General features: G+C 70.7%; 16 protein-coding genes. 10 read left to right on the top strand and 6 right to left on the bottom strand.

From position 1 onward, the window contains the following. Window positions 1–149 precede the first annotated feature (149 nt). The 3 genes from tkt to BY998_RS07875 all read right to left on the bottom strand — a co-directional run bounded on the left by tkt (window position 150) and on the right by BY998_RS07875 (window position 4,948). A complete protein-coding gene (tkt, locus tag BY998_RS07885; RefSeq protein ID WP_110351090.1) occupies window positions 150–2,225 on the bottom strand; it encodes a transketolase in 2,076 nt (691 codons plus the stop codon). A 51-nt stretch (window positions 2,226–2,276) separates the two neighbouring features. Beyond that, window positions 2,277–4,136, bottom strand: a complete 1,860-nt coding sequence (locus BY998_RS07880; protein ID WP_110351259.1) for a glycoside hydrolase family 15 protein — start codon at window positions 4,134–4,136, stop codon at window positions 2,277–2,279. A gap of 221 nt (window positions 4,137–4,357) precedes the next feature. Further along, window positions 4,358–4,948 carry a hypothetical protein gene (locus BY998_RS07875; protein ID WP_110351089.1) on the bottom strand — a complete coding sequence of 197 codons (591 nt, stop codon included), beginning with the start codon at window positions 4,946–4,948 and terminating at the stop codon, window positions 4,358–4,360. A 227-nt stretch (window positions 4,949–5,175) separates the two neighbouring features. Between BY998_RS07875 and BY998_RS07870 the strand changes: the two genes are divergently transcribed. The 8 genes from BY998_RS07870 (at window position 5,176) to BY998_RS07835 (ending at window position 14,725) form a co-directional block, all read left to right on the top strand. Then, window positions 5,176–5,763, top strand: coding sequence for an ANTAR domain-containing protein (locus tag BY998_RS07870; RefSeq protein WP_110351088.1), 588 nt, complete (start codon window positions 5,176–5,178; stop codon window positions 5,761–5,763). After that, a complete protein-coding gene (locus tag BY998_RS07865) occupies window positions 5,760–6,773 on the top strand; it encodes a CmpA/NrtA family ABC transporter substrate-binding protein (RefSeq protein ID WP_110351087.1) in 1,014 nt (337 codons plus the stop codon). The genes BY998_RS07870 and BY998_RS07865 overlap by 4 nt, the downstream gene beginning before the upstream one ends. Before the next feature lie 343 nt (window positions 6,774–7,116). Next, the gene (locus BY998_RS07860; RefSeq protein ID WP_110351086.1) at window positions 7,117–8,409 is read left to right on the top strand and encodes a CmpA/NrtA family ABC transporter substrate-binding protein; all 1,293 of its coding nucleotides are present in this window, start codon (window positions 7,117–7,119) and stop codon (window positions 8,407–8,409) included. Then, window positions 8,409–9,269, top strand: a complete 861-nt coding sequence (ntrB, locus tag BY998_RS07855) for a nitrate ABC transporter permease (RefSeq protein ID WP_110351085.1) — start codon at window positions 8,409–8,411, stop codon at window positions 9,267–9,269. The genes BY998_RS07860 and ntrB overlap by 1 nt, the downstream gene beginning before the upstream one ends. A gap of 12 nt (window positions 9,270–9,281) precedes the next feature. Continuing rightward, window positions 9,282–10,076: an ABC transporter ATP-binding protein gene (locus tag BY998_RS07850; RefSeq protein ID WP_110351084.1), complete on the top strand. Its 795-nt coding sequence runs from the start codon at window positions 9,282–9,284 to the stop codon at window positions 10,074–10,076. A 25-nt stretch (window positions 10,077–10,101) separates the two neighbouring features. Beyond that, window positions 10,102–11,322 carry an FAD-dependent oxidoreductase gene (locus BY998_RS07845; protein WP_110351083.1) on the top strand — a complete coding sequence of 407 codons (1,221 nt, stop codon included), beginning with the start codon at window positions 10,102–10,104 and terminating at the stop codon, window positions 11,320–11,322. 11 nt (window positions 11,323–11,333) lie between these two features. After that, window positions 11,334–13,124, top strand: a complete 1,791-nt coding sequence (locus tag BY998_RS07840) for a NirA family protein (RefSeq protein ID WP_110351082.1) — start codon at window positions 11,334–11,336, stop codon at window positions 13,122–13,124. Beyond that, a complete protein-coding gene (locus BY998_RS07835; RefSeq protein ID WP_110351081.1) occupies window positions 13,121–14,725 on the top strand; it encodes a sulfite reductase subunit alpha in 1,605 nt (534 codons plus the stop codon). Before BY998_RS07840 ends, BY998_RS07835 begins: the two co-directional genes overlap by 4 nt. Before the next feature lie 128 nt (window positions 14,726–14,853). On the opposite strand, the gene BY998_RS07830 is transcribed toward BY998_RS07835, so the two are convergent. Continuing rightward, window positions 14,854–15,759: a LysR family transcriptional regulator gene (locus tag BY998_RS07830; RefSeq protein ID WP_110351258.1), complete on the bottom strand. Its 906-nt coding sequence runs from the start codon at window positions 15,757–15,759 to the stop codon at window positions 14,854–14,856. 140 nt (window positions 15,760–15,899) lie between these two features. Here BY998_RS07830 and BY998_RS07825 point away from each other — a divergent pair, with 140 nt between their 5' ends. Then, window positions 15,900–16,514, top strand: coding sequence for a glutathione S-transferase (locus BY998_RS07825; RefSeq protein WP_110351257.1), 615 nt, complete (start codon window positions 15,900–15,902; stop codon window positions 16,512–16,514). A 9-nt stretch (window positions 16,515–16,523) separates the two neighbouring features. Beyond that, window positions 16,524–17,456: a pyridoxamine 5'-phosphate oxidase family protein gene (locus BY998_RS07820; RefSeq protein WP_110351080.1), complete on the top strand. Its 933-nt coding sequence runs from the start codon at window positions 16,524–16,526 to the stop codon at window positions 17,454–17,456. Here the strand turns inward: BY998_RS07820 and BY998_RS07815 are convergent. Both BY998_RS07815 and BY998_RS07810 read right to left on the bottom strand, forming a co-directional pair. Next, window positions 17,426–18,097 (bottom strand): hypothetical protein, encoded by a 672-nt coding sequence (locus tag BY998_RS07815; RefSeq protein ID WP_110351079.1) that lies wholly within the window; start codon window positions 18,095–18,097, stop codon window positions 17,426–17,428. The genes BY998_RS07820 and BY998_RS07815 overlap by 31 nt on opposite strands. Before the next feature lie 35 nt (window positions 18,098–18,132). Beyond that, the gene (locus tag BY998_RS07810) at window positions 18,133–18,669 is read right to left on the bottom strand and encodes a 2OG-Fe(II) oxygenase (RefSeq protein ID WP_245421519.1); all 537 of its coding nucleotides are present in this window, start codon (window positions 18,667–18,669) and stop codon (window positions 18,133–18,135) included. Between the last annotated feature and the right edge of the window lie 56 nt (window positions 18,670–18,725).

Here is an 18,725-nt window from a genome sequence, read left to right as displayed (position 1 = left end):
ACCCTCCCCTCTCTGCGGGGGAGGGTGCCTGCGGATGCAGGGCGGGAGAGGGGCCGGCCCGCCCCTCCGGGAGCGGCGCTCCCCTTGCCCGACCCCTGCCGAGGCAGGGGCCACCCTCTTCCACAGAGGGGAGAGCCTTTCCTTGCGCCCTACCTCTTGTGCTTGGCCACCTGCGCACGGGCGGCCTCGATCACCTTCTCGGCGGTGAAGCCGAACTTGCCCAGCAGGTCCTTGATCGGGGCCGAGGCGCCGAAGGTGTGCATGCCGACGATCGAACCCGAGGAGCCGGCGTAGCGGTCCCAGCCGATCACGCTGCCCTGTTCCACCGCCACACGCGCCAGAACCTCGGGCGGCAGGACGCTGTTGCGGTAGCTCTCGTCCTGGCGCTCGAACAGCTCCCAGGACGGCATCGAGACGACGCGGGCCTTCACGCCCTCGCCCTTCAGGGTCTCGTAGGCGCCGACGCAGAGCTGCACCTCGGAGCCCGTGCCGATCAGGATCACCTCCGGCGTGCCCTCGCAGTCGGCGAGCACGTAGGCGCCCTTCGCGGTGCCGGAGGCGGGGGCGTATTTCGAGCGGTCGAAGGTCGGCAGGGGCTGGCGCGAGAGGGCCAGCACCGCCGGCTGATCCTTCAGCGAGAAGATCACCCGGTAGGCCTCGGCCACCTCGTTGGCGTCGGCCGGGCGCAGGGTCACGAGGCCGGGGATGCAACGCAGGGAGAGGATCTGCTCCACCGGCTGGTGGGTCGGCCCGTCCTCGCCCACGCCGATCGAGTCGTGGGTGAAGATGTGGAAGACCGGCAGTTCCATGAGCGAGGCGAGCCGGATCGGCGGGCGCATGTAATCGGCGAAGACGAGGAAGGTCGCCCCGTAGGCGCGCAGGCCCACGAGTCCGAGCCCGTTCACGATCGAGCCCATGGCGTGCTCGCGCACGCCGAAATGGATGTTGCGTCCGCCCGGCTCGAACGGGGTCAGCGAGCCCGCGCCCTCGAAGGTGAGATTCGACTTGTTCGACGGCGCCAGATCGGCCGAGCCACCGAGCAGGAAGGGCACGTTTCGGGCGATGGCGTTGAGCACCTTGCCGGAAGATTCGCGCGTCGCGAGCCCCTTGGCGTCGGCTTCGAAGACCGGGATGTCCCGGTCCCAGCCGTCGGGTAGGCGGCCTTCGAGGAAGGCGGACAGATCCTCGGCATGCTCCGCATCCGCCGCCTTGGCGGCCTCGAAGAAGCCCTGCCACTGGGCGTAGAGGGCCGCGCCGCGCTTGCCGATGCCGTCGGCAAAGGTGTCGTAGACGCCGTCCGGCACGAGGAACTCGGAATCCTCCGGCCAGCCATAGGCGCGCTTGGCGCCCTTCACCTCGTCGGGGCCGAGCGCATCGGAATGGGCCTTCGCGGTGTTCTGCTTGGTCGGCGCGCCGTAGCCGATGATCGAGTTGACGATGATCAGCGTCGGGCGGTCGCTCGATTGCAGGAAGGTCTCGAGCGCCGAGGCGATGGCGTGGGTGTCGTTGGCATCGGCCACCCGCAGCACCTGCCAGCCATAGGCGAGGAAGCGCGCGGCGACCTCTTCCGAGAAGGCGAGTTCGGTGTGCCCCTCGATGGTGATGGTGTTGTTGTCGTAGATCCAGCAGAGGTTCGACAGGCGCAGATGCCCTGCGATCGAGGCGGCCTCCTGGCTGACGCCCTCCATCAGGTCGCCGTCCGAGCAGATGGCGTAGACGTTGTAGTCGAACAGCGGCAGGTCGGGCCGGTTCAGGCGCTCGCCCTTGAAGCGGCCGCCCATCGCCATGCCGACGGAGTTCGCCACGCCCTGGCCGAGCGGGCCTGTGGTGGTCTCGACGCCGGTGGTGAAGTGGTATTCCGGATGGCCCGGCGTGCGGCTGTCGAGCTGGCGGAATTTCTTGATGTCGTCCAGCGAGATGGCGGGTGCATTGCCGCCATCGCTCTCCGCGACGCGGGCGAGGTGCAGCAGCCCGTAGAGCAGCATCGAGGCGTGGCCGGCCGAGAGCACGAAGCGGTCCCGGTTCGGCCAGTGCGGATGGGCCGGGTCGTAGCGCAGATACCGGTTCCACAGGGTGTAGGCGACGGGCGCCAGCGCCATCGGCGCGCCGGCATGGCCGGAATTCGCCTTCTGCACCGCGTCAATCGCGAGCGTCCGGATCGTGTCGATCGCGAGCTTGTCGCCCTCGCTCAGGGCCGCCTTCGGGCTCGTGTCTGCACCGCTCATGGAGTACCCGTCTTTCTCGCTTCCATCGCCCGCCCGGGGGACGGGACGCGCCTATTGCGCCGCGATGGATTCGCCTGCCCTCGACTCGGAATGGTCCGCGCCGCTGCCCCGTTCCGTCGCCGGACCGATTGCGCGGCTGTAATTGAGGATCGTGTTGACGAGCGCAACATGCGTGAATGCCTGGGGGAAGTTGCCCACCAGCCGTTTTGCGCGCACGTCGTACTCCTCGGAGACCAGCCCGAGGTCGTTGCACACGCCGATCAGGCGCTCGATCAGGGCATGCGCCTCCTCGCAGCGGCCGAGCCCGATCAAATTGTCGGCATACCAGAAGCTGCAGGGCAGGAAAGCGCCCTCGTCACCGGGCAGGCCGTCGGTCGTCTGCCCCTCCGTCTCGTAGCGCAGCACGAATCCGTCGCGGATCAGGTGGCGTTCCACCGCCGCGACCGTGCCGACCACCCGCGGGTCGTCCTGGGGCAGGAAGCCCATATGCGCGATGAGCAGAAGGCTCGCGTCCAGCGCCTTGCTTCCGTAGGACTGGACGAAGCTGTTCAGCTCGGGGTCGAAACCCTTGGCGCAGACCTCGGCGTGGATCTCGTCCCGCAGGTTCCGCCAATGCTCGAGGGGCGGGTCGGAGGGGCGGGGATCGTCGGCGCCCATCATCTCGACGCTGCGGATCGCCCGGTCGAAGGCAACCCAGGCCATCACCTTGGAATGGACGAAGTGGCGCCGTCCACCGCGCACCTCCCAGATGCCCTCGTCGGGCTCGCGCCACGCGGTCTCCAGGTGCTTGATCAGGGCCTGACCGACCCGCACCCCCTCCTTGTCCTCCGCCATGCCGCGGGAGCGGGCCTGGAACAGGGCGTCGAACAGCTCGCCGTAGACGTCGAGCTGGAACTGCGCGATGGCCGCGTTGCCGACGCGCACGGGCCGGGAATTCTCGTAGCCGGGCAGCCAGTCGAGCTCGATCTCGGGCAGCAGGCGCTCGCCCGCGATGCCGTAGAGGATGTGCGCCTGCTCCGGGTTGCCGGCCACCGCACGGGTCAGCCAGTCGCGCCAGGCGCGCGCCTCGTCGATATAGCCCGAATCCATCAGCGCCAGCAGCGTGAAGGTGGAGTCGCGCAGCCAGCAGAAGCGGTAGTCCCAGTTGCGCACGCCGCCCAGATCCTCGGGCAGCGAGGTGGTGGGCGCCGCCACGATGCCGCCGGTCGGCTCGTAGATCAGCGCCTTCAGCGTCAGCAGCGAGCGGCGCAGGATGTCGTCCCAGGGCGTCTCGAGCGTGCAGCGGTTCGACCAGTCGCGCCAGAACCGGTTGGTGTCGGCGAGGTATCGGCGCGGCTCGATCGGCGCCGGATCGTCCTCGTGCGAGGCGCCGTAGCTCAGGACGAAGCGGACCGCGTCGCCCTTGTAGACCGTGAACTCCGAGATCGTGGTCTGGCGGGCGGAGCCGCGCATCGGCGCGTTGGTGCGCAGGACCACCTTGTGGGGGCCCGAGATCGCCCGCAGGTCGCCGAGTTCGCTGCGCGAGACCCAGGGCACGGCCGAGCCGTAATCGAAGCGAACGGCCAGCTCCATGCGCATCGCCATCCGGCCGCGCACGCCCTCGACGAGGCGGATCACGTGGGAGCCGTCGCCGACCGGCATGAAGTCGGTCACGCGGACCTCGCCCTCGTGGGTCTTATGGGTCGTCTCCAACACCAGGGAGCCGCTGCGATAGCGCCAGGAATGCTGCGCGCCCGCTGCGGCCGGGGCGAGCTTCCAGAAGCCGTGCTCGTCCGTGCCGAGCAGGCCCGCGAACAGAGCGGAGGCGTCGAAGCGCGGCATGCACAGCCAGTCGATGCTGCCGTCCCGCCCGACCAGCGCCGCCGTGCGGCCGTCCCCGATCAGGGCGTAATCCTCGATCCGTCCCGCCATCCGGTACTCCGTCGCCTCGTCCGAGCCGACCGGCGCGGGGCGAAGGCAGGTCTCGGTCTCGCTTGGCGTGCCCACCGGCCGCGCCCGTCACCCGCCAGCGGGCATCCGGACGCGGCGAACCGTTCGCCGGGCACGTCTGTCAGCGCGAAGTGGCGCAGCCGCCGCGCTCAGCAAGGCTTGGGCTTGACGAATATGGAGGCGGCAGGGGTCCCGGCCGGGGCTCAGCGCAGCGCGGAGACGAGGCTGACGACGGAGCCGCCGAGGCTCACCGCGCCGGCTCCGGCGCTGCGGGCGGCGTCCCAGGCCGCATCGACGGCGGCGAAGGGCAGGGCGCCCGCGGGCAGGAAGCGCTGATCCTCCGCCTCCGATGCGGTGGAGCGTTCGAACGGCTCGGCCACGGGCTTCGACGGGGCCGCCGGCGGCGTCTGCGTCGTCGCCACCCGGCTCGCGGGCGGACGGCGGCGCTCGGACTTCGCCATCATCGGCTGGCGCGCCGGGCGGGCCGGGGCCTCACTGGCCACGACCGGAGGCGCGAGGCGAGCGAAGGCCTCGCTCGCCGGCACGGGATCGAGATCGGCGAGCAGGGCCTTGCCGGGATCGAACACCGATAGCCGGTCGGCGCTGGCCATGACGGGCAGCGCCTGAACGGAGACGGGCCTGTTCGGGCTCGGGGCGTCCTTGGCGGGCTCGCGGCAGGTCAGCGACAGCAGGGCGGCGACCAGGGCGAGGCCGAGCGTCGGCAGCAGGGGCGGGACCACGGCGCGATGCGTCGTGGCAACGTCCGGCTTCCGCAGCGGATCGAAGACGCGCATGAACCGGACCCTCCCGATGGATTCGCCAACGGCTTGAGTTTGGCGTCCGGTTTGCGGCAGAAGCGGGGCCGCCGCGTGTCCGGTTCGTAACGCGCGTCACGAGTCGTGCCCGAAGCGGGCCGGAAAGCGCGAGGGCGGGCAGCGCGGTTGCCTGCCGGAACGGCTTCCCGAGCCGCCCGGCTCCCCGTAAGCCTTCCTCGAACGGACCGAATCGTTTTCAGGCCTCGATGACCGAGACCAGCCTCACCGTCGCCGTCATCGATCCGAGCCGGGCCCGCGCGGCGATCCTGGAGGAGGGCCTGCGCGCCTCGGGCGTGGCGAACGTCGTCGTCATCCCCGACGGGCCCGACCTCCAGGCCCGTGTCGCCGGGCTCAAGCCCGACGTGATCGTCGTCCATCTCGAGAGCCCGAGCCGGGACGTGCTGGAGCAGATGTCGGGCCTGTCCCGGCAGGCCGAGCGGCCGGTGGCGATGTTCGTGGACCGCTCGGACCAGACCATGATGCAGGCCGCCGTCGATGCGGGCATCTCGGCCTACGTGGTCGACGGCCTGCGCTCGGAGCGGATCCGGCCGATCCTCGACATCGCGATCCTCCGCTTCAACGCCTTCGCGCGGCTTCAGCGGGAGCTCGACGAGGCGCGCTCGGAGCTGGCCGACCGCAAGCTGATCGAGCGGGCCAAGGGCATCCTGATGACGCGCAAGGGCCTGAGCGAGGAGGAGGCCTACAAGCTCCTGCGGCGGCAGGCGATGAACGAGAAGCGCAAGATCGTGGACATCGCCCGGGCCATCGTCACCGCCGCGGACCTGCTCGGATGAGGCTGACGCTCGGATACGTCCCGCTCACCGACGCCGCCCCGGTCATCGCCGCGGCGGAGAGAGGCTTTGCCCGCGACGAGGGCCTCGAGATCGAACTCTCGCGCGAGCCCTCGTGGGCGACCCTGCGCGACCGGCTCGCCCTCGGTCATCTCGACGCCGCCCACATGCTGGGGCCGCTCGCCATCGCCAGCGCGCTCGGCTTCTCGGGGCCGCAGGCGGATCTCTGCGTGCCGATGGCGCTCAACCTCAACGGCAACGCGTTCACCGTCTCGAACGGGCTGTGGCAGGCCATGGCCCCGGACAGCGAGGCCGTCGAACCCGTCGCCGCGGCCTTCGCGCGGGTCGCCCGCGAGCGGGCGGAGGCCGGAACGCCCCTGACGATCGGCACCGTGCATCCCTTCTCCAGTCACTCCTACCAGCTTCGCCTGTTCGCGCGGGCGGGCGGGCTCGATCTGGATGCGTCCCTACGGCTCGTGGTGGTGCCTCCACCGGACACGGTCGACGCGCTCCGGCGCGGCCAGATCGACGGCTTCTGCGTCGGCGCCCCGTGGAACAGCATCGCCGTCGCGGCAGGCCTCGGCCGCATCGCGGCGTTCGGCTGCGAGATCGCGCCCGACTGCCCGGAAAAGGTGCTCGCCGTGCCCGAGGGCGCGGATTTCACCCTGCCGCTCGTCCGGGCGATCCACCGGGCCGGCCTGTGGTGCGCCGATCCGGCCAACCGCGACGCTCTGAGCCGCTTGCTCGCCGAGCGGGCCGGGCTGGGCGCCGATGCCGCGCTGCTGGCCCGCACGCTGAGCGGTGCCCTGATCGTGGCTCCCGACGGGACCGAGCGCGAGCAGCCGGACTATCTGCGCCTCGACGGCGCCACCCATTCCCCCGATCCGGAGCATGCCCGCTGGATCGTCGCGCAGATGGCCGCCTGCGGGCAGATCGCGGCCGGCGGCAGAGGGCCCGAACGGGCCGCCGCCTTCTACCGGCCGGACCTGTTCGCGGCGGCGACCCGGGCCTGAGGCCCACCGACGGCGCAGAATCCGCCCGGCGAAGGCGCGATCCGGGCGCGGACGTGCGCATCCGATCGCCAGCAGCCTCTTTTTTGTGCACTGCACGCGTTTGCTGCACCGGTCGCTGCGGGGGAGCCGGTGGGCGCCTCCGCCGCTCCCGGGATACCGCCGCGCGGAAGGGTTGGCACGCTTCCTGCGAACTGTTCCAGGCGGGCCTGCCAACGATGACGGGCTCCTCACATCAGCAAGGCCGCTGATCCGGACTGCCGGCACGCGACGAGAGTCGATCGCGCCAGCGATCCCGGATGGCGGCTTTTTTCATGCGCGCTCAGGCAACGGAGACAAAGGGCGGATGAGCATCGATCAGGGCAACACGACCCGCCGCGGCGTCCTCAAGGGCGCGGCCGCCGCGCTCGCACTGGCGGGTGCGGCCCGCGCCGCGCTGCCGGCGGGCGCCTTCGCGCAGGGCGCGGGGCCGGAGGTGAAGGGGGCCAAGCTCGGCTTCATCGCGCTGACCGACGCGGCGCCGCTCTTCGTGGCCAAGGAGAAGGGCATCTTCGCCAAGTACGGCCTGCCCGAGACGGAGGTGTTGAAGCAGGCGAGCTGGGGCACCACCCGCGACAACCTCGTGCTCGGCTCCGAGGGCAACGGCATCGACGGCGCCCACATCCTGACTCCGATGCCCTACCTGATCTCGGCCGGCCGGGTGACGCAGAACAACGTCCCGGTGCCGATGTACATCATGGCCCGGCTCAACCTGAACGGTCAGTGCATCTCGATCGCCAAGGAGCACATCGACCACAAGATCGGGCTCGACACCAAGCCGTTCAAAGCCGTGCTCGACGCCAAGAAGGCATCGGGCAAGGCGGTGAAGGCGGCCATGACCTTCCCGGGCGGCACCCACGACCTCTGGATCCGCTACTGGCTGGCCGCCGGCGGCATCGACCCCGACAAGGACATCGAGACCATCGTCGTGCCCCCGCCCCAGATGGTGGCGAACATGAAGGTCGGCACGATGGACTGCTTCTGCGTCTGCGAGCCGTGGAACGAGCAGCTCATCCACCAGGGCATCGGCTACACCGCCATCACCACCGGCGAACTCTGGAAGGATCACCCGGAGAAGGCCTTCGCCATGCGCGCGGCCTGGGTCGACAAGTACCCCAACGCGGCAAAAGCCCTGCTGATGGCGGTGATGGAGGCTCAGCAGTGGTGCGACAAGCCCGAGAACCGCGACGAGATGGCGGCGATCGTGGCCAAGCGCCAGTGGATCAACGTGCCCGTGGCCGACGTCGTCGACCGGATGAAGGGCAAGTTCGACTACGGCACCGGCCGCGTCGTCGAGAACAGCCCGCACATCATGAAGTTCTGGGCCGACAACGCCTCCTACCCGTACCAGTCGCACGACCTCTGGTTCCTCACCGAGGACATCCGCTGGGGTAAGTTCGACCCGGCCACCGACACCAAGGCGCTGATCGCCAAGGTCAATCGCGAGGATCTCTGGCGCGAGGCCGCCAAGGCGCTCGGCGTGTCGACGATCCCGACATCCACCTCGCGCGGCGTCGAGACGTTGTTCGACGGCAAGGTCTTCGACCCGGAAAACCCCGCCGCCTACCTCGCCAGCCTCGGCATCAAGAAGGTCGCGTGATGGCCACCGGAGCAACCCTCGCAACCACCGCCCGCGCGCGCACCGCCACGGTCCGCGCGCCGCTGGTCACCTTCGCCGGCCTGCGCGGCGTCGCTGCCCGCGTCCTGCCGCCGCTCATCGTGCTGGCCGGCTTCCTGCTGCTGTGGGAGGTGCTGTGCTCCTCCCCCACCGCCGGCCTTCCGCCGCCCTCCCGGGTGGTGACGGAGGCCTGGGACATCATCGTCGACCCGTTCTACGACAACGGCGGCACCGACAAGGGCCTGTTCTGGCATATCTCGGCGAGCCTCCAGCGCGTCGCGCTCGGCTTCTCCCTCGCCGTGGTGGCCGGCGTGATGCTCGGCACCCTGGTCGGCCAGTCCGACTGGGCGATGCGGGGCCTCGACCCGATCTTCCAGGTGTTGCGCACGATCCCGCCGCTGGCTTGGCTCCCGCTCTCGCTCGCCGCCTTCCGCGACGGGCAGCCCTCGGCAATCTTCGTGATCTTCATCACCTCGATCTGGCCGATCATCATCAACACCGCGGTCGGCATCCGCAACATTCCGCAGGATTACCGCAACGTCGCCGCGGTCATCCGGCTGAACCCGATCGAGTTCTTCTACAAGATCATGCTGCCCTCGGCCGCGCCGTACATCTTCACCGGTCTTCGCATCGGCGTCGGCCTGTCCTGGCTCGCCATCGTCGCGGCCGAGATGCTGATCGGCGGCGTCGGCATCGGCTTCTTCATCTGGGATGCGTGGAACTCCTCCCACATCTCCGAGATCATCGTCGCCCTCGTCTATGTCGGGCTCATCGGCTTCGTCCTCGACCGGCTGGTCGCCGGCGTCGGCGTGCTCGTGACCCGCGGCACCTCCGCGGCTTGAGGGAGAACAACCATGGCTCACCTTTCTCTCTCCCAGGTCGGCATCTCCTTCCGCCGCGGCGGCACGACCTCCGAGGTGCTGCGCGACGTGAACCTCGACATCGCCAAGGGCGAGTTCGTCTCGATCATCGGGCACTCGGGCTGCGGCAAGTCGACGGTGCTCAACATCGTCGCCGGCCTGCTCAAGGCCTCGACCGGGGGCGTGCTCCTCGACGGCAAGGAGGTGAACGCCCCGGGCCCCGACCGCGCGGTGGTGTTCCAGAACCAGTCCCTGCTGCCCTGGCTCACCGTGCGCGAGAACGTGGCGCTCGCGGTCGACAAGGTCGCGCGGGGCAAGAAGTCCCGCGCCGAGCGGGCGCAGTGGATCGAGCACAACCTCGCGCTGGTGAACATGATGCATGCCGCCGACAAGCGCCCGGCGGAGATCTCCGGCGGCATGAAGCAGCGCGTCGGCATCGCCCGCGCGCTCGCCATGGAGCCGACGGTGCTGCTGATGGACGAGCCCTTCGGCGCGCTGGACGCGCTGACCCGCGCCCATCTCCAGGACCAGCTCATGGAGATCCAGACGCGGCTCAGGAACACCGTCATCATGATCACCCACGACGTGGACGAGGCGGTGCTGCTCTCCGACCGCATCGTGATGATGACCAACGGGCCCTCCGCCACCATCGGCGAGATCCTGCCCGTGCCGCTCAAGCGCCCGCGCCGCCGGCTCGACCTCGTGGAGGACGCCACCTACGTCCACGCCCGCGCCGCGGTGCTGGAATTCCTCTACGCCCGCCACGCCAAGCCGGCCTTGGCCGCCTGACATCGTGATGGGGGATCACGGCGTCATGGGCGTGAAGGAAAGACTGGTCGTCGTCGGCAACGGCATGGCCTCGCTCCGCTTCCTCGAGCGGCTGACCGAGCGCGCCCCGGGCCGGTTCGACGTGACGGTGGTCGGGGCCGAGCCGGTGGCGGCCTACAACCGGGTGCTGCTCTCCTCGCTGCTCGGCGGGGAGGTGGACGAGGCGGCCTGCGGCTTCCGTCCGCTCTCCTGGTACGAGGAGCACGGCATCCGCCTCGTCACCGGCGCGCCGGTGACCGGGATTGACCGGGCCAACCGCATCGCGCTGGTCGGCTCCGCCCATGTGCTGCCCTACGACAAGTTGGTGCTGGCGGTGGGCTCGCTGCCGATCCGGCTGCCGCTGCCCGGCATCGACCTGCCCGGCGTGCTGACGTTTCGCGACTTCGCCGACGTGGCGGCGATCCGCAAGGCGGCGGTGGAGCATGCCAAGGCGGTGGTCATCGGCGGCGGGCTTCTGGGCCTGGAGGCCGCGGTCGGGCTCGCCCGGCTCGGCGTCGACACCACCCTGATCCACGTCATGGACCGGGTGATGGAGCGCCAACTCGACCACACGGCCGCCCGCCTCGTGCGCGCGGCGATGGAGGCGCGCGGCGTCAAGGTAATGCTGTCGGCCGACACCGCCGCGATCGAGGGCGAGGGCCGGGTCGAGCGCCTGCTGCTGAAGGACGGTACGGTGATCCCGGCCGACCTCGTGGTGATGTCGGTGGGCATCCGCGCCTCGACCGGTCTGGCGCAGGGCTGCGGGCTCGCCTGCGGGCGCGGCATCACCGTCGATGACCGCATGACCACCTCCGACCCGGCGATCTTCGCGCTCGGCGAATGCGCCGAGCATCGCGGGCTGACCTACGGTCTCGTCGAGCCCGCCTACGAGCAGGCCGAGGTGCTGGCCCGCCACCTGCTGGGCGAGGCGGCGGCCTATCCCGGCACGTCGCTGGCCACGAGCCTCAAGGTCTCGGGTCTGCCGGTCTTCTCGGCCGGATGGGTCGATACGCCCGAGGGCGCCGAGGCGGTCGTGATGCACGACGCCGCCGCCGGCCTCTACCGCAAGCTGATCATCGCCGATAACCGCCTCGCCGGGGCGGTCTTCGTCGGCGATATCGCCGAGCAGGCGCGCTGCAAGGAGCTTATCCGCTCCGGCGCGCCGCTCTCTCCAGACGACCGGGACGACCTGATGTTCGGCCCGGCCCCGAAAACCCTCGCAGCGTGAGTGAGGCAGCGATGGCAGATGAATTCAACGCCGAGCAGAAGCGGTATCTCGAAGGCTTCGCCTCCGGCATCGCCGCCGCCCGGATGACCGGCGGCCTCGCCGCGGGCCAAGCCCCGGCGAGCGCGCCGGCCGAGCCCACGGGCCCGGACGCGATCCACATCAAGGCGCAGATCCGCACCGTGAAGGAGGGCGGCAAGCTCTGCGACCAGGAGAAGTGGAAGCGCGCCGAGAACCCGTTCGACGGCCACAACCGCCTGAAGGCGGAGGCCGCCACGGGCAAGGCTCCGAAGCCCGAGGACAATTTCCGCTGGCGCTACCACGGCATGTTCTGGGTCGCGCCGACCCAGACTTCGTACATGTGCCGGATCCGGGTTCCGAACGGCATCCTGCAGCACTGGCAGTTCGCCGGCCTCGCCGACCTCGCCGAGGCCCATGGCGGCGCCTACAGCCACGTCACCACCCGCGCCGGCCTGCAGGTGCGCGAGATCAACCCTGAGCACGCCCAGCCCTTCCTCGACGGGCTGATCGATCTCGGCCTGACCGCGCAGGGCGCGGGCGCCGACAACATCCGCAACGTCACCGGCTCGCCCGCCGCCGGCATCGACGCGCAGGAACTGCTGGACACCCGTCCGCTCACCAAGTCCTGGCACAACTGGATCCTGAACGACCGCTCGCTCTACGGCCTGCCCCGCAAGTTCAACGTCTCCTTCGACGGCGGCGGCGTGATGCCGGCGCTCGAAGAGACGAACGACATCGGCTTCCAGGCGATCGAGGTGCTGGAGGGCGCCGCGGTCGCGCCGGGCGTCTGGATGCGCCTCGTGCTCGGCGGAATCTCGGGCCACAAGGATCTGGCCCGCGACACCGGGATCGTCCTCAGGCCCGAGGATTGCAACCTTGTGGCCGACGCGATCATCCGGGTCTTCATCGAGAACGGCGACCGGACCAACCGCAACAAGGCCCGGATGAAGTACGTCCTCGATGCCTGGGGCTTCGACAAGTACATCGCCGCCGTCGAGGAGCGGCTCGGGCGCAAGCTCGACCGGGTCGACGGCGCCCACGTCGCGCCGCGCCGGCCGACCGACCGCTTCAGCCATGTCGGCGTCCATGCCCAGGTCCAGCCCGGCCTGAACTGGGTCGGCGTGGTGCTGCCCGTCGGCAAGATGACCACCGACGAGATGCGCGGTCTGGCCAGGATCGCGGCGGAATGCGGCGACGGCCAGATCCGCATGACGGTCTGGCAGAACTTCATCTTTTCGGGTGTGCCGGACGCGAAGGTGGCGGAAGTGGAAGCCCGCGTCGCGGCCCTCGGCCTCACCATCAAGGCCGCCGGCATCCGCGCGGGCCTCGTCGCCTGCACCGGCTCGCGCGGCTGCAAGTTCGCCGCCGCCGACACGAAGGGTCACGCGATGATCATCGCCGACCATGTCGAGCGGACCGTGCCGGCGCTGGACGTGCCGGTGAACGTGCACCTCACCGGCTGCCATCATAGCTGCGCCCAGCACTACATCGGCGATATCGGCCTGATCGGCGCCAAGGTCGTCGTCTCGGAGGAGGGCGACACCGTCGAGGGCTACGACGTCGTGGTCGGCGGCGGCTTTGCCGAGAATCCGAAGATCGGCACCGAGATCTGGAAGGCGGTGAAGGCCGACGACGTGCCCTCGCGCGTCGAGGCGCTGCTCAACGCCTATCTCGCCCGCCGCCAGGGCCCGGAGGAGAGCTTCCAAGCCTTCACCGCGCGCACCGGCCCCGAGGCCCTGCGCGACGCCGCCGAAGAACAACCCGCCCTCAAGGCCGCCGCATGACCCAGCACGTCGCGCCCCCGCTCGTTCTCATCCCCGAGAGCGCCCCGTTCAACGCCGACCAGCGCTCCTGGCTGTCGGGCTACTTCGCCGCCCTCCTCGGCCCTGCCGTGGAGGGCGCCACCGCCCTTGCGGCGGGCGAGGCGCCGTCGACGGGCCCGAAGCTCGCCGACAACGACGACGCGCCCTGGCACGACCCGTCGATGCCGATCAACGACCGCATGGCGATCGCCAAGGACCGCTCCGAACCGCAGAAGCTGATGGCCGCCATGGCCCAGCAGGATTGCGGACAATGCGGCTACAACTGCGCCGACTATGCCAACGCGATCTTCCTCAAGAGCGAGGAGCGCCTGAACCTTTGCCAGCCCGGCGGCAAAGAGACGCTTCGGATGCTCAAGAAGCTCGACGAGGAGTTCGGCGCCGCGGGCGGCGCGGCCGCGCCGAAGGCGGAGGCGGGCGACGCTCCGAAGAAGGAGCCGGAACTCGAACCGCTGGGCTTCTGCCGCGAGAACCCGGTGGAGGCGACCTTCCTCTCCCGCACGCGCCTCAACGCGCCGGGCGGCGAGAAGGAGACCTGGCACATCGAGATCGACCTGCGGGACACGCCGATCACCTACGAGGCGGGCGATTCCCTCGGCCTGTTCCCCGCCAACGCCCCGGCGCTGGTGGATGCGGTGATCGCCGAACTCGGCACCCGGCCCGAGCGGATGATCGCCGGCAAGACCCTGCGCAACCGGCTGCTCACCGACTATTCGCTCGGTGCGGCGCCGGACAACCTCTACCAGCTCCTCTCGCTGCTGACCTCCGGCGCCGCTCGGAAGAAGGCGCAGGCGCTCGCGGCCGGCGAGGATCCGGACGGCGACGCGGCCTATCTCGACGTGCTCGGCGCGCTCCACAAGTTCCCCGGCGCGCGCCCCGACGCCGAGGTCTTCCTCGAAGCGCTCGACGAGTTGCAGCCGCGGCTCTACTCGATCTCTTCCTCGCCCAGGATGGATGCCGGCCGCGTCTCGCTCACCGTCGATGCGGTGCGCTACAACCATCGCTCGCGCCTGCGTCTGGGCGTCGCCTCGACCCATCTGGGCGAGCGTCTCGCGGAGCAGACCAAGGTCCGGATCTACCTGCAGAAGGCGCACGGCTTCGGCCTGCCCCAGGACCCGTCCAAGGACGTGATCATGTGCGGCCCCGGCACCGGCGTCGCCCCGTTCCGCTCCTTCCTGCGCGAGCGCGCGGCCACGAAGGCGCCCGGCCGCAACTGGCTGTTCTACGGCCACCAGCGGCAGGCGACCGACTTCTTCTACAAGGAGGAGCTGAACGGCCTGAAGGACGAGAAGGTGCTGACCCGCCTCTCGCTGGCATGGTCGCGCGACGGCACGGAGAAGACCTACGTGCAGGACCGGATGCGCGAGAACGGCGCCGAGTTGTGGAAATGGTTGGAGGGCGGCGCCCACTTCTACGTCTGCGGCGATGCCAAGCGCATGGCCAAGGACGTGGAGCGGGCGATCATCGACGTCGCCGCCCAGTTCGGCGGCAAGAACCCGGACGAGGCCGTGGCCTACCTCGCCGCCCTGAAGAAGACCGGGCGCTACCAGGCGGACGTGTACTGAGGGGAGGGGTCTTTCCTCCATCGTCCGCGCAAGCGAAGGCGAAGCGATCCAGCGGCGCCGCCTTCTCCAGAGAGGGTGGCGCGCGGGATGGCTCCGCGTCACGGCACGGGCGCGGGCGGCGGCCTGTCTCAAGCCGCCGGGTTCACCCGCGGGTCGGCCCGCAGCCGCGCCGCCGCCAGATCGACGAAGGCGCGGGTCTTGGCTGGCGCCCGGCGCCCCTCGGGGCTCACGACATGGATCGGCAGCGGCGCCTCCTCATGCTCGGCGAGGAGGAGGCGCAGGCGGCCCTCCGCCACGGCCGCCGCGACCTGATAGGACAGGAGACGGGCGATCCCCCATCCGTCGAGCACCGCCGCGAGCGCCGCGTCGACCGTGCTGCAAACGAGCCGGGGATGCAGAGTGACGCTCGTGCGCCGCTCGGGGCCGAAGCGCCAGTCCGGCAGCGCCCCGAGGCTCGTCGAGCCGATCACCGCGTGGTCGCGCAGGTCGCCGGGGGCCTCCGGCACGCCGTGCCGCTCCAGATAGGCCGGCGCGGCGCAGACCACACGGCGGACGCTGCCGACCCGCAGCGCGGTGAGGCCGGAATCGGCGAGATGTCCGATCCGCACGCCGACATCCACGCCCTCCTCGACGAGGTTGGCCACGCGGTCGAGGAACAGGGCGCGGGCCGAAACGGCGGGGTGGCGCTCCAGATACTCCGTCAGCACCGGCAGGACGTAGAGGCGGCCGAACTGCACCGGCGCGGTGAGCGTGAGCGTTCCCGTGGGCGTGGCGGTCGAGCCCGCGGCGGCGGCTTCGGCTTCCTCGATATCGGCGAGGATGCGCCGGCAATCCTCGAGGTAGCGCGCGCCCGCCTCCGTCAGCTTCACCGAGCGCGTCGTGCGGATGAACAGCCGCGCCCCGATCGCGTCTTCGAGCGCGGCCACGGCCCGCGTCACCGCCGGCGGGCTCATGGCGAGGCTGCGCGCGGCCCCGGCGAAGCCGCCGCTCTCGGCCACCCGCACGAACACCCGCATTCCCTGACAGCGATCCATCGCCATACCTCCCGAACGGGCTGAGCCTTTCGATTATTCCGCTGTACGCAACAGTCATCTGCCGAGAACCGTGCTTCACACCGCTCCGGATCGGCAGTCTCCTGCCTCCGCGGCCGATCCAGGCCGGAAGGAGACGCATGGTGAAGCTCTACAGTCTCTCGCTCTCGGGCCATGCGCACCGGGCGCGCCTGTTCCTGTCGCTGGTCGGCCAGCCCTACGAGACCGTCGAGGTCGACATGGCGGGCGGCCAGAACCGTTCGGCCGACTTTCTGGCGCTCAACCCGTTCGGGCAGATCCCGGTCCTCGACGATGCCGGGACCGTCGTGCCGGATTCGAACGCGATCTTGGTCTACCTCGCCAAGAAGCTCGGCCGCGGCGACTGGCTGCCCGAGGATGCGGAAGGGGCGGCGCGGGTGCAGCGCTGGCTCTCGGTGGCGGCCGGACCCATCGCCTTCGGCCCGGCGGCCGCCCGCCTCGTCACGCTGTTCGGCGCCTCCTTCGACACCGGCGAGGTGATCGCCCGCGCCCACAGGATCCTGGCGCTGATCGACGCGGAACTGGCCTCGCGCGATTGGATCGCGGCCGATCGCCCGACCATCGCCGACGTGGCGCTCTACAGTTACATTGCCGCCGCGCCGGAGGGGAACGTCGATCTGGCGCCCTACGGCCGCGTCCGCGCTTGGCTCGCCCGGATCGAGGCGCTACCCGGCTTCGTGCCGCTCCCGGCCTCACCCGTCGGCCTGAACGCAGCGTGAGGTCCGGTCATGAGCCCGCAGCCACAGGCCGCCTCCCCCTGGCACCGGGGCGAGGTGGCGATCCAGGAGAGCGTCGGCCTCGCCGCACGCTTGGCCGAACTCGGACCGCGGGTCATCCGCGATCACCTGACCGAGCAGCACCAGAACTTCTATCCGCTGCTCCCCTTCCTCGTCCTCGGGACAGTGGACCGGGCCGGCCGGCCCTGGGCCACCCTGCGAGCCGGCGAGCCGGGCTTCCTGCACGCGCCGGACCCTCGCCATCTGCGGATCGAGGCGGAGCCCGCGCCCGACGATCCGGCCGAGGACGGCCTGGAGGACGGCGCGGGCGTGGGCCTGCTCGGGATCGAACTCGGCACGCGCCGCCGCAACCGCCTCAACGGCACCCTCCGCCGTGACGGCCCCGCGGGCTTCACGGTCGCGGTGGAGCAGAGCTTCGGAAATTGCCCGCAATACATCCGCCCGCGGCGCGAGACGCAAACGGCGGAGGCACGGCCCGAGGCCCCGGCGCCCGTCCCCTCCGACCGGCTCGACGGCCGGGCGCGGGCGCTCGTGGAGGGGGCCGACACCTTCTTCGTCGCGAGCTTCGTCGAGGACGGGGACGGACGACGGCAGGTCGATGCCTCGCACCGCGGCGGGCCGCCCGGCTTCGTGCGGGTCGGAACCGACGGCAGCCTCACGATCCCCGATTACTCCGGCAACCGCTTCTTCAATACGCTGGGCAACCTGCTCGTGAACCCGCGCGCCGGGCTTGTCTTTCCCGATTTTTCCGGCGGCGACCTTCTGCAGATGACGGGCGGCACCGAGGTCCTGCTCGATCCGGCGGCGACCTGCGGGATCGAGGGCGCCGAGCGGCTCTGGCGCTTCACGCCCGAGCGGGTCGTCTTTCGGGCGGGAGCCCTGCCGCTGCGTTTTCAGCCCGATTTGCGCCCGCAGCGGATGTAGTTCGCCTGTCCCTTGCCGCTCGTCCAGGTCAGTCGGTCCTGCTCGACGAGCAGACGCACCTGCGAAGTCCAGCGCCGGCCGCGCTCGCTGCAATCGGCCGCCATGGTCCAGGCATTGCCCTCTCGACGGTTGTTGCGGAAGCGGCAGATGGTGCGCCCGGCCTTGGCGCCCTCTTCGCTGATCGTGGCGGGTATGAAGCCGCGGCGGCGCTGGCGCTGGCCGCAGGCCACGGGGGTCGGCCCCCACACGCCGACGAAGGCCGCGCGCTCCACCTGCGGCGCGACGGGCCGCGGCTCGGCGTCCGGCCTCACCATCTCCAGGGGCGGGGCGGGCGCGGCGACGGTGAGAACCCGCGCGGGTCCGGAATGGCCGGCGGCGGGCGCGGCGACCCGCTCCGGCTCGGGCAGGCGCACCTCCGGCACATCGATACCGCCGCCGTCGCTGGAGACGTGTCGGCTGCTCCCGGCCGTGGCCGCCACGGGACCGTCATCGGTGAGCACGACGACGGTGTAGGCGAACAGCGCCCCCCAGCCCGCGGCCAGGATCATCGGGATCGCCAGCCGGCGCCGCGCGGCCGCCGGGCCGGGCGACTCGCCGTCACCCGCGCCGGGCTTCTCCGCCTCGCGCACTGCCTCCGTCATCGCCGTCCCCCCGGCATGCGCTCCACCCTCGCCGTTCACCGCCCGAAACCACCTTTTGAAAACGGAGCCGTCCGGTTGCGCTCACGCGGCGGCTCGGCCGCATCCTTCATCGAGATCGACCGCACGACGCGACGCTCGCCCTCGAGCGACGCGGGGCCGTGCCGGGAAAGGTCGCAGCGCAGACAAGCGACCATCGTGCCCCTCGTCGGCGGCCCCGCGACGGCGAAGGGCGTGTCGTTCCGGCCCTCGAAGCGGACCCGCCGGCGGCCCGCGGCGGGCGCGTCCCATGCATCATTCATAGAGACGAGCAGCGCCCCGACCTTGGACGGCCCGTCCGCGCGGATCGCACCGTATTCGAGCTGGCTGCGCGTCATGATCGTGGTCAGCCGCGGGCAGGGGACGAGGTCGACGCCGAAAGTATCGCCTAGAATGGGGGAGAACGCGTCGCTTTCCAACTCGTCGATCGGCGTGTCGAGTGTCACCGCGTCCGCGGTGAGGCCACCCGGCCCGGTGATGCCGGCCCCGCCGAGGAGACCGCTGCAGGGCTCGCGCAACGCCGGCGCGGCGCGCACCGCATCGCGATCGAGGATCGACAGGCACGCCATGGCTCGCTTGCCTCCCAGGCGAG

The organism is Methylobacterium sp. B4, assembly GCF_003201865.1.
GTDB lineage: Bacteria > Pseudomonadota > Alphaproteobacteria > Rhizobiales > Beijerinckiaceae > Methylobacterium.
This window is presented reverse-complemented; position numbering and strand designations above follow the sequence as displayed.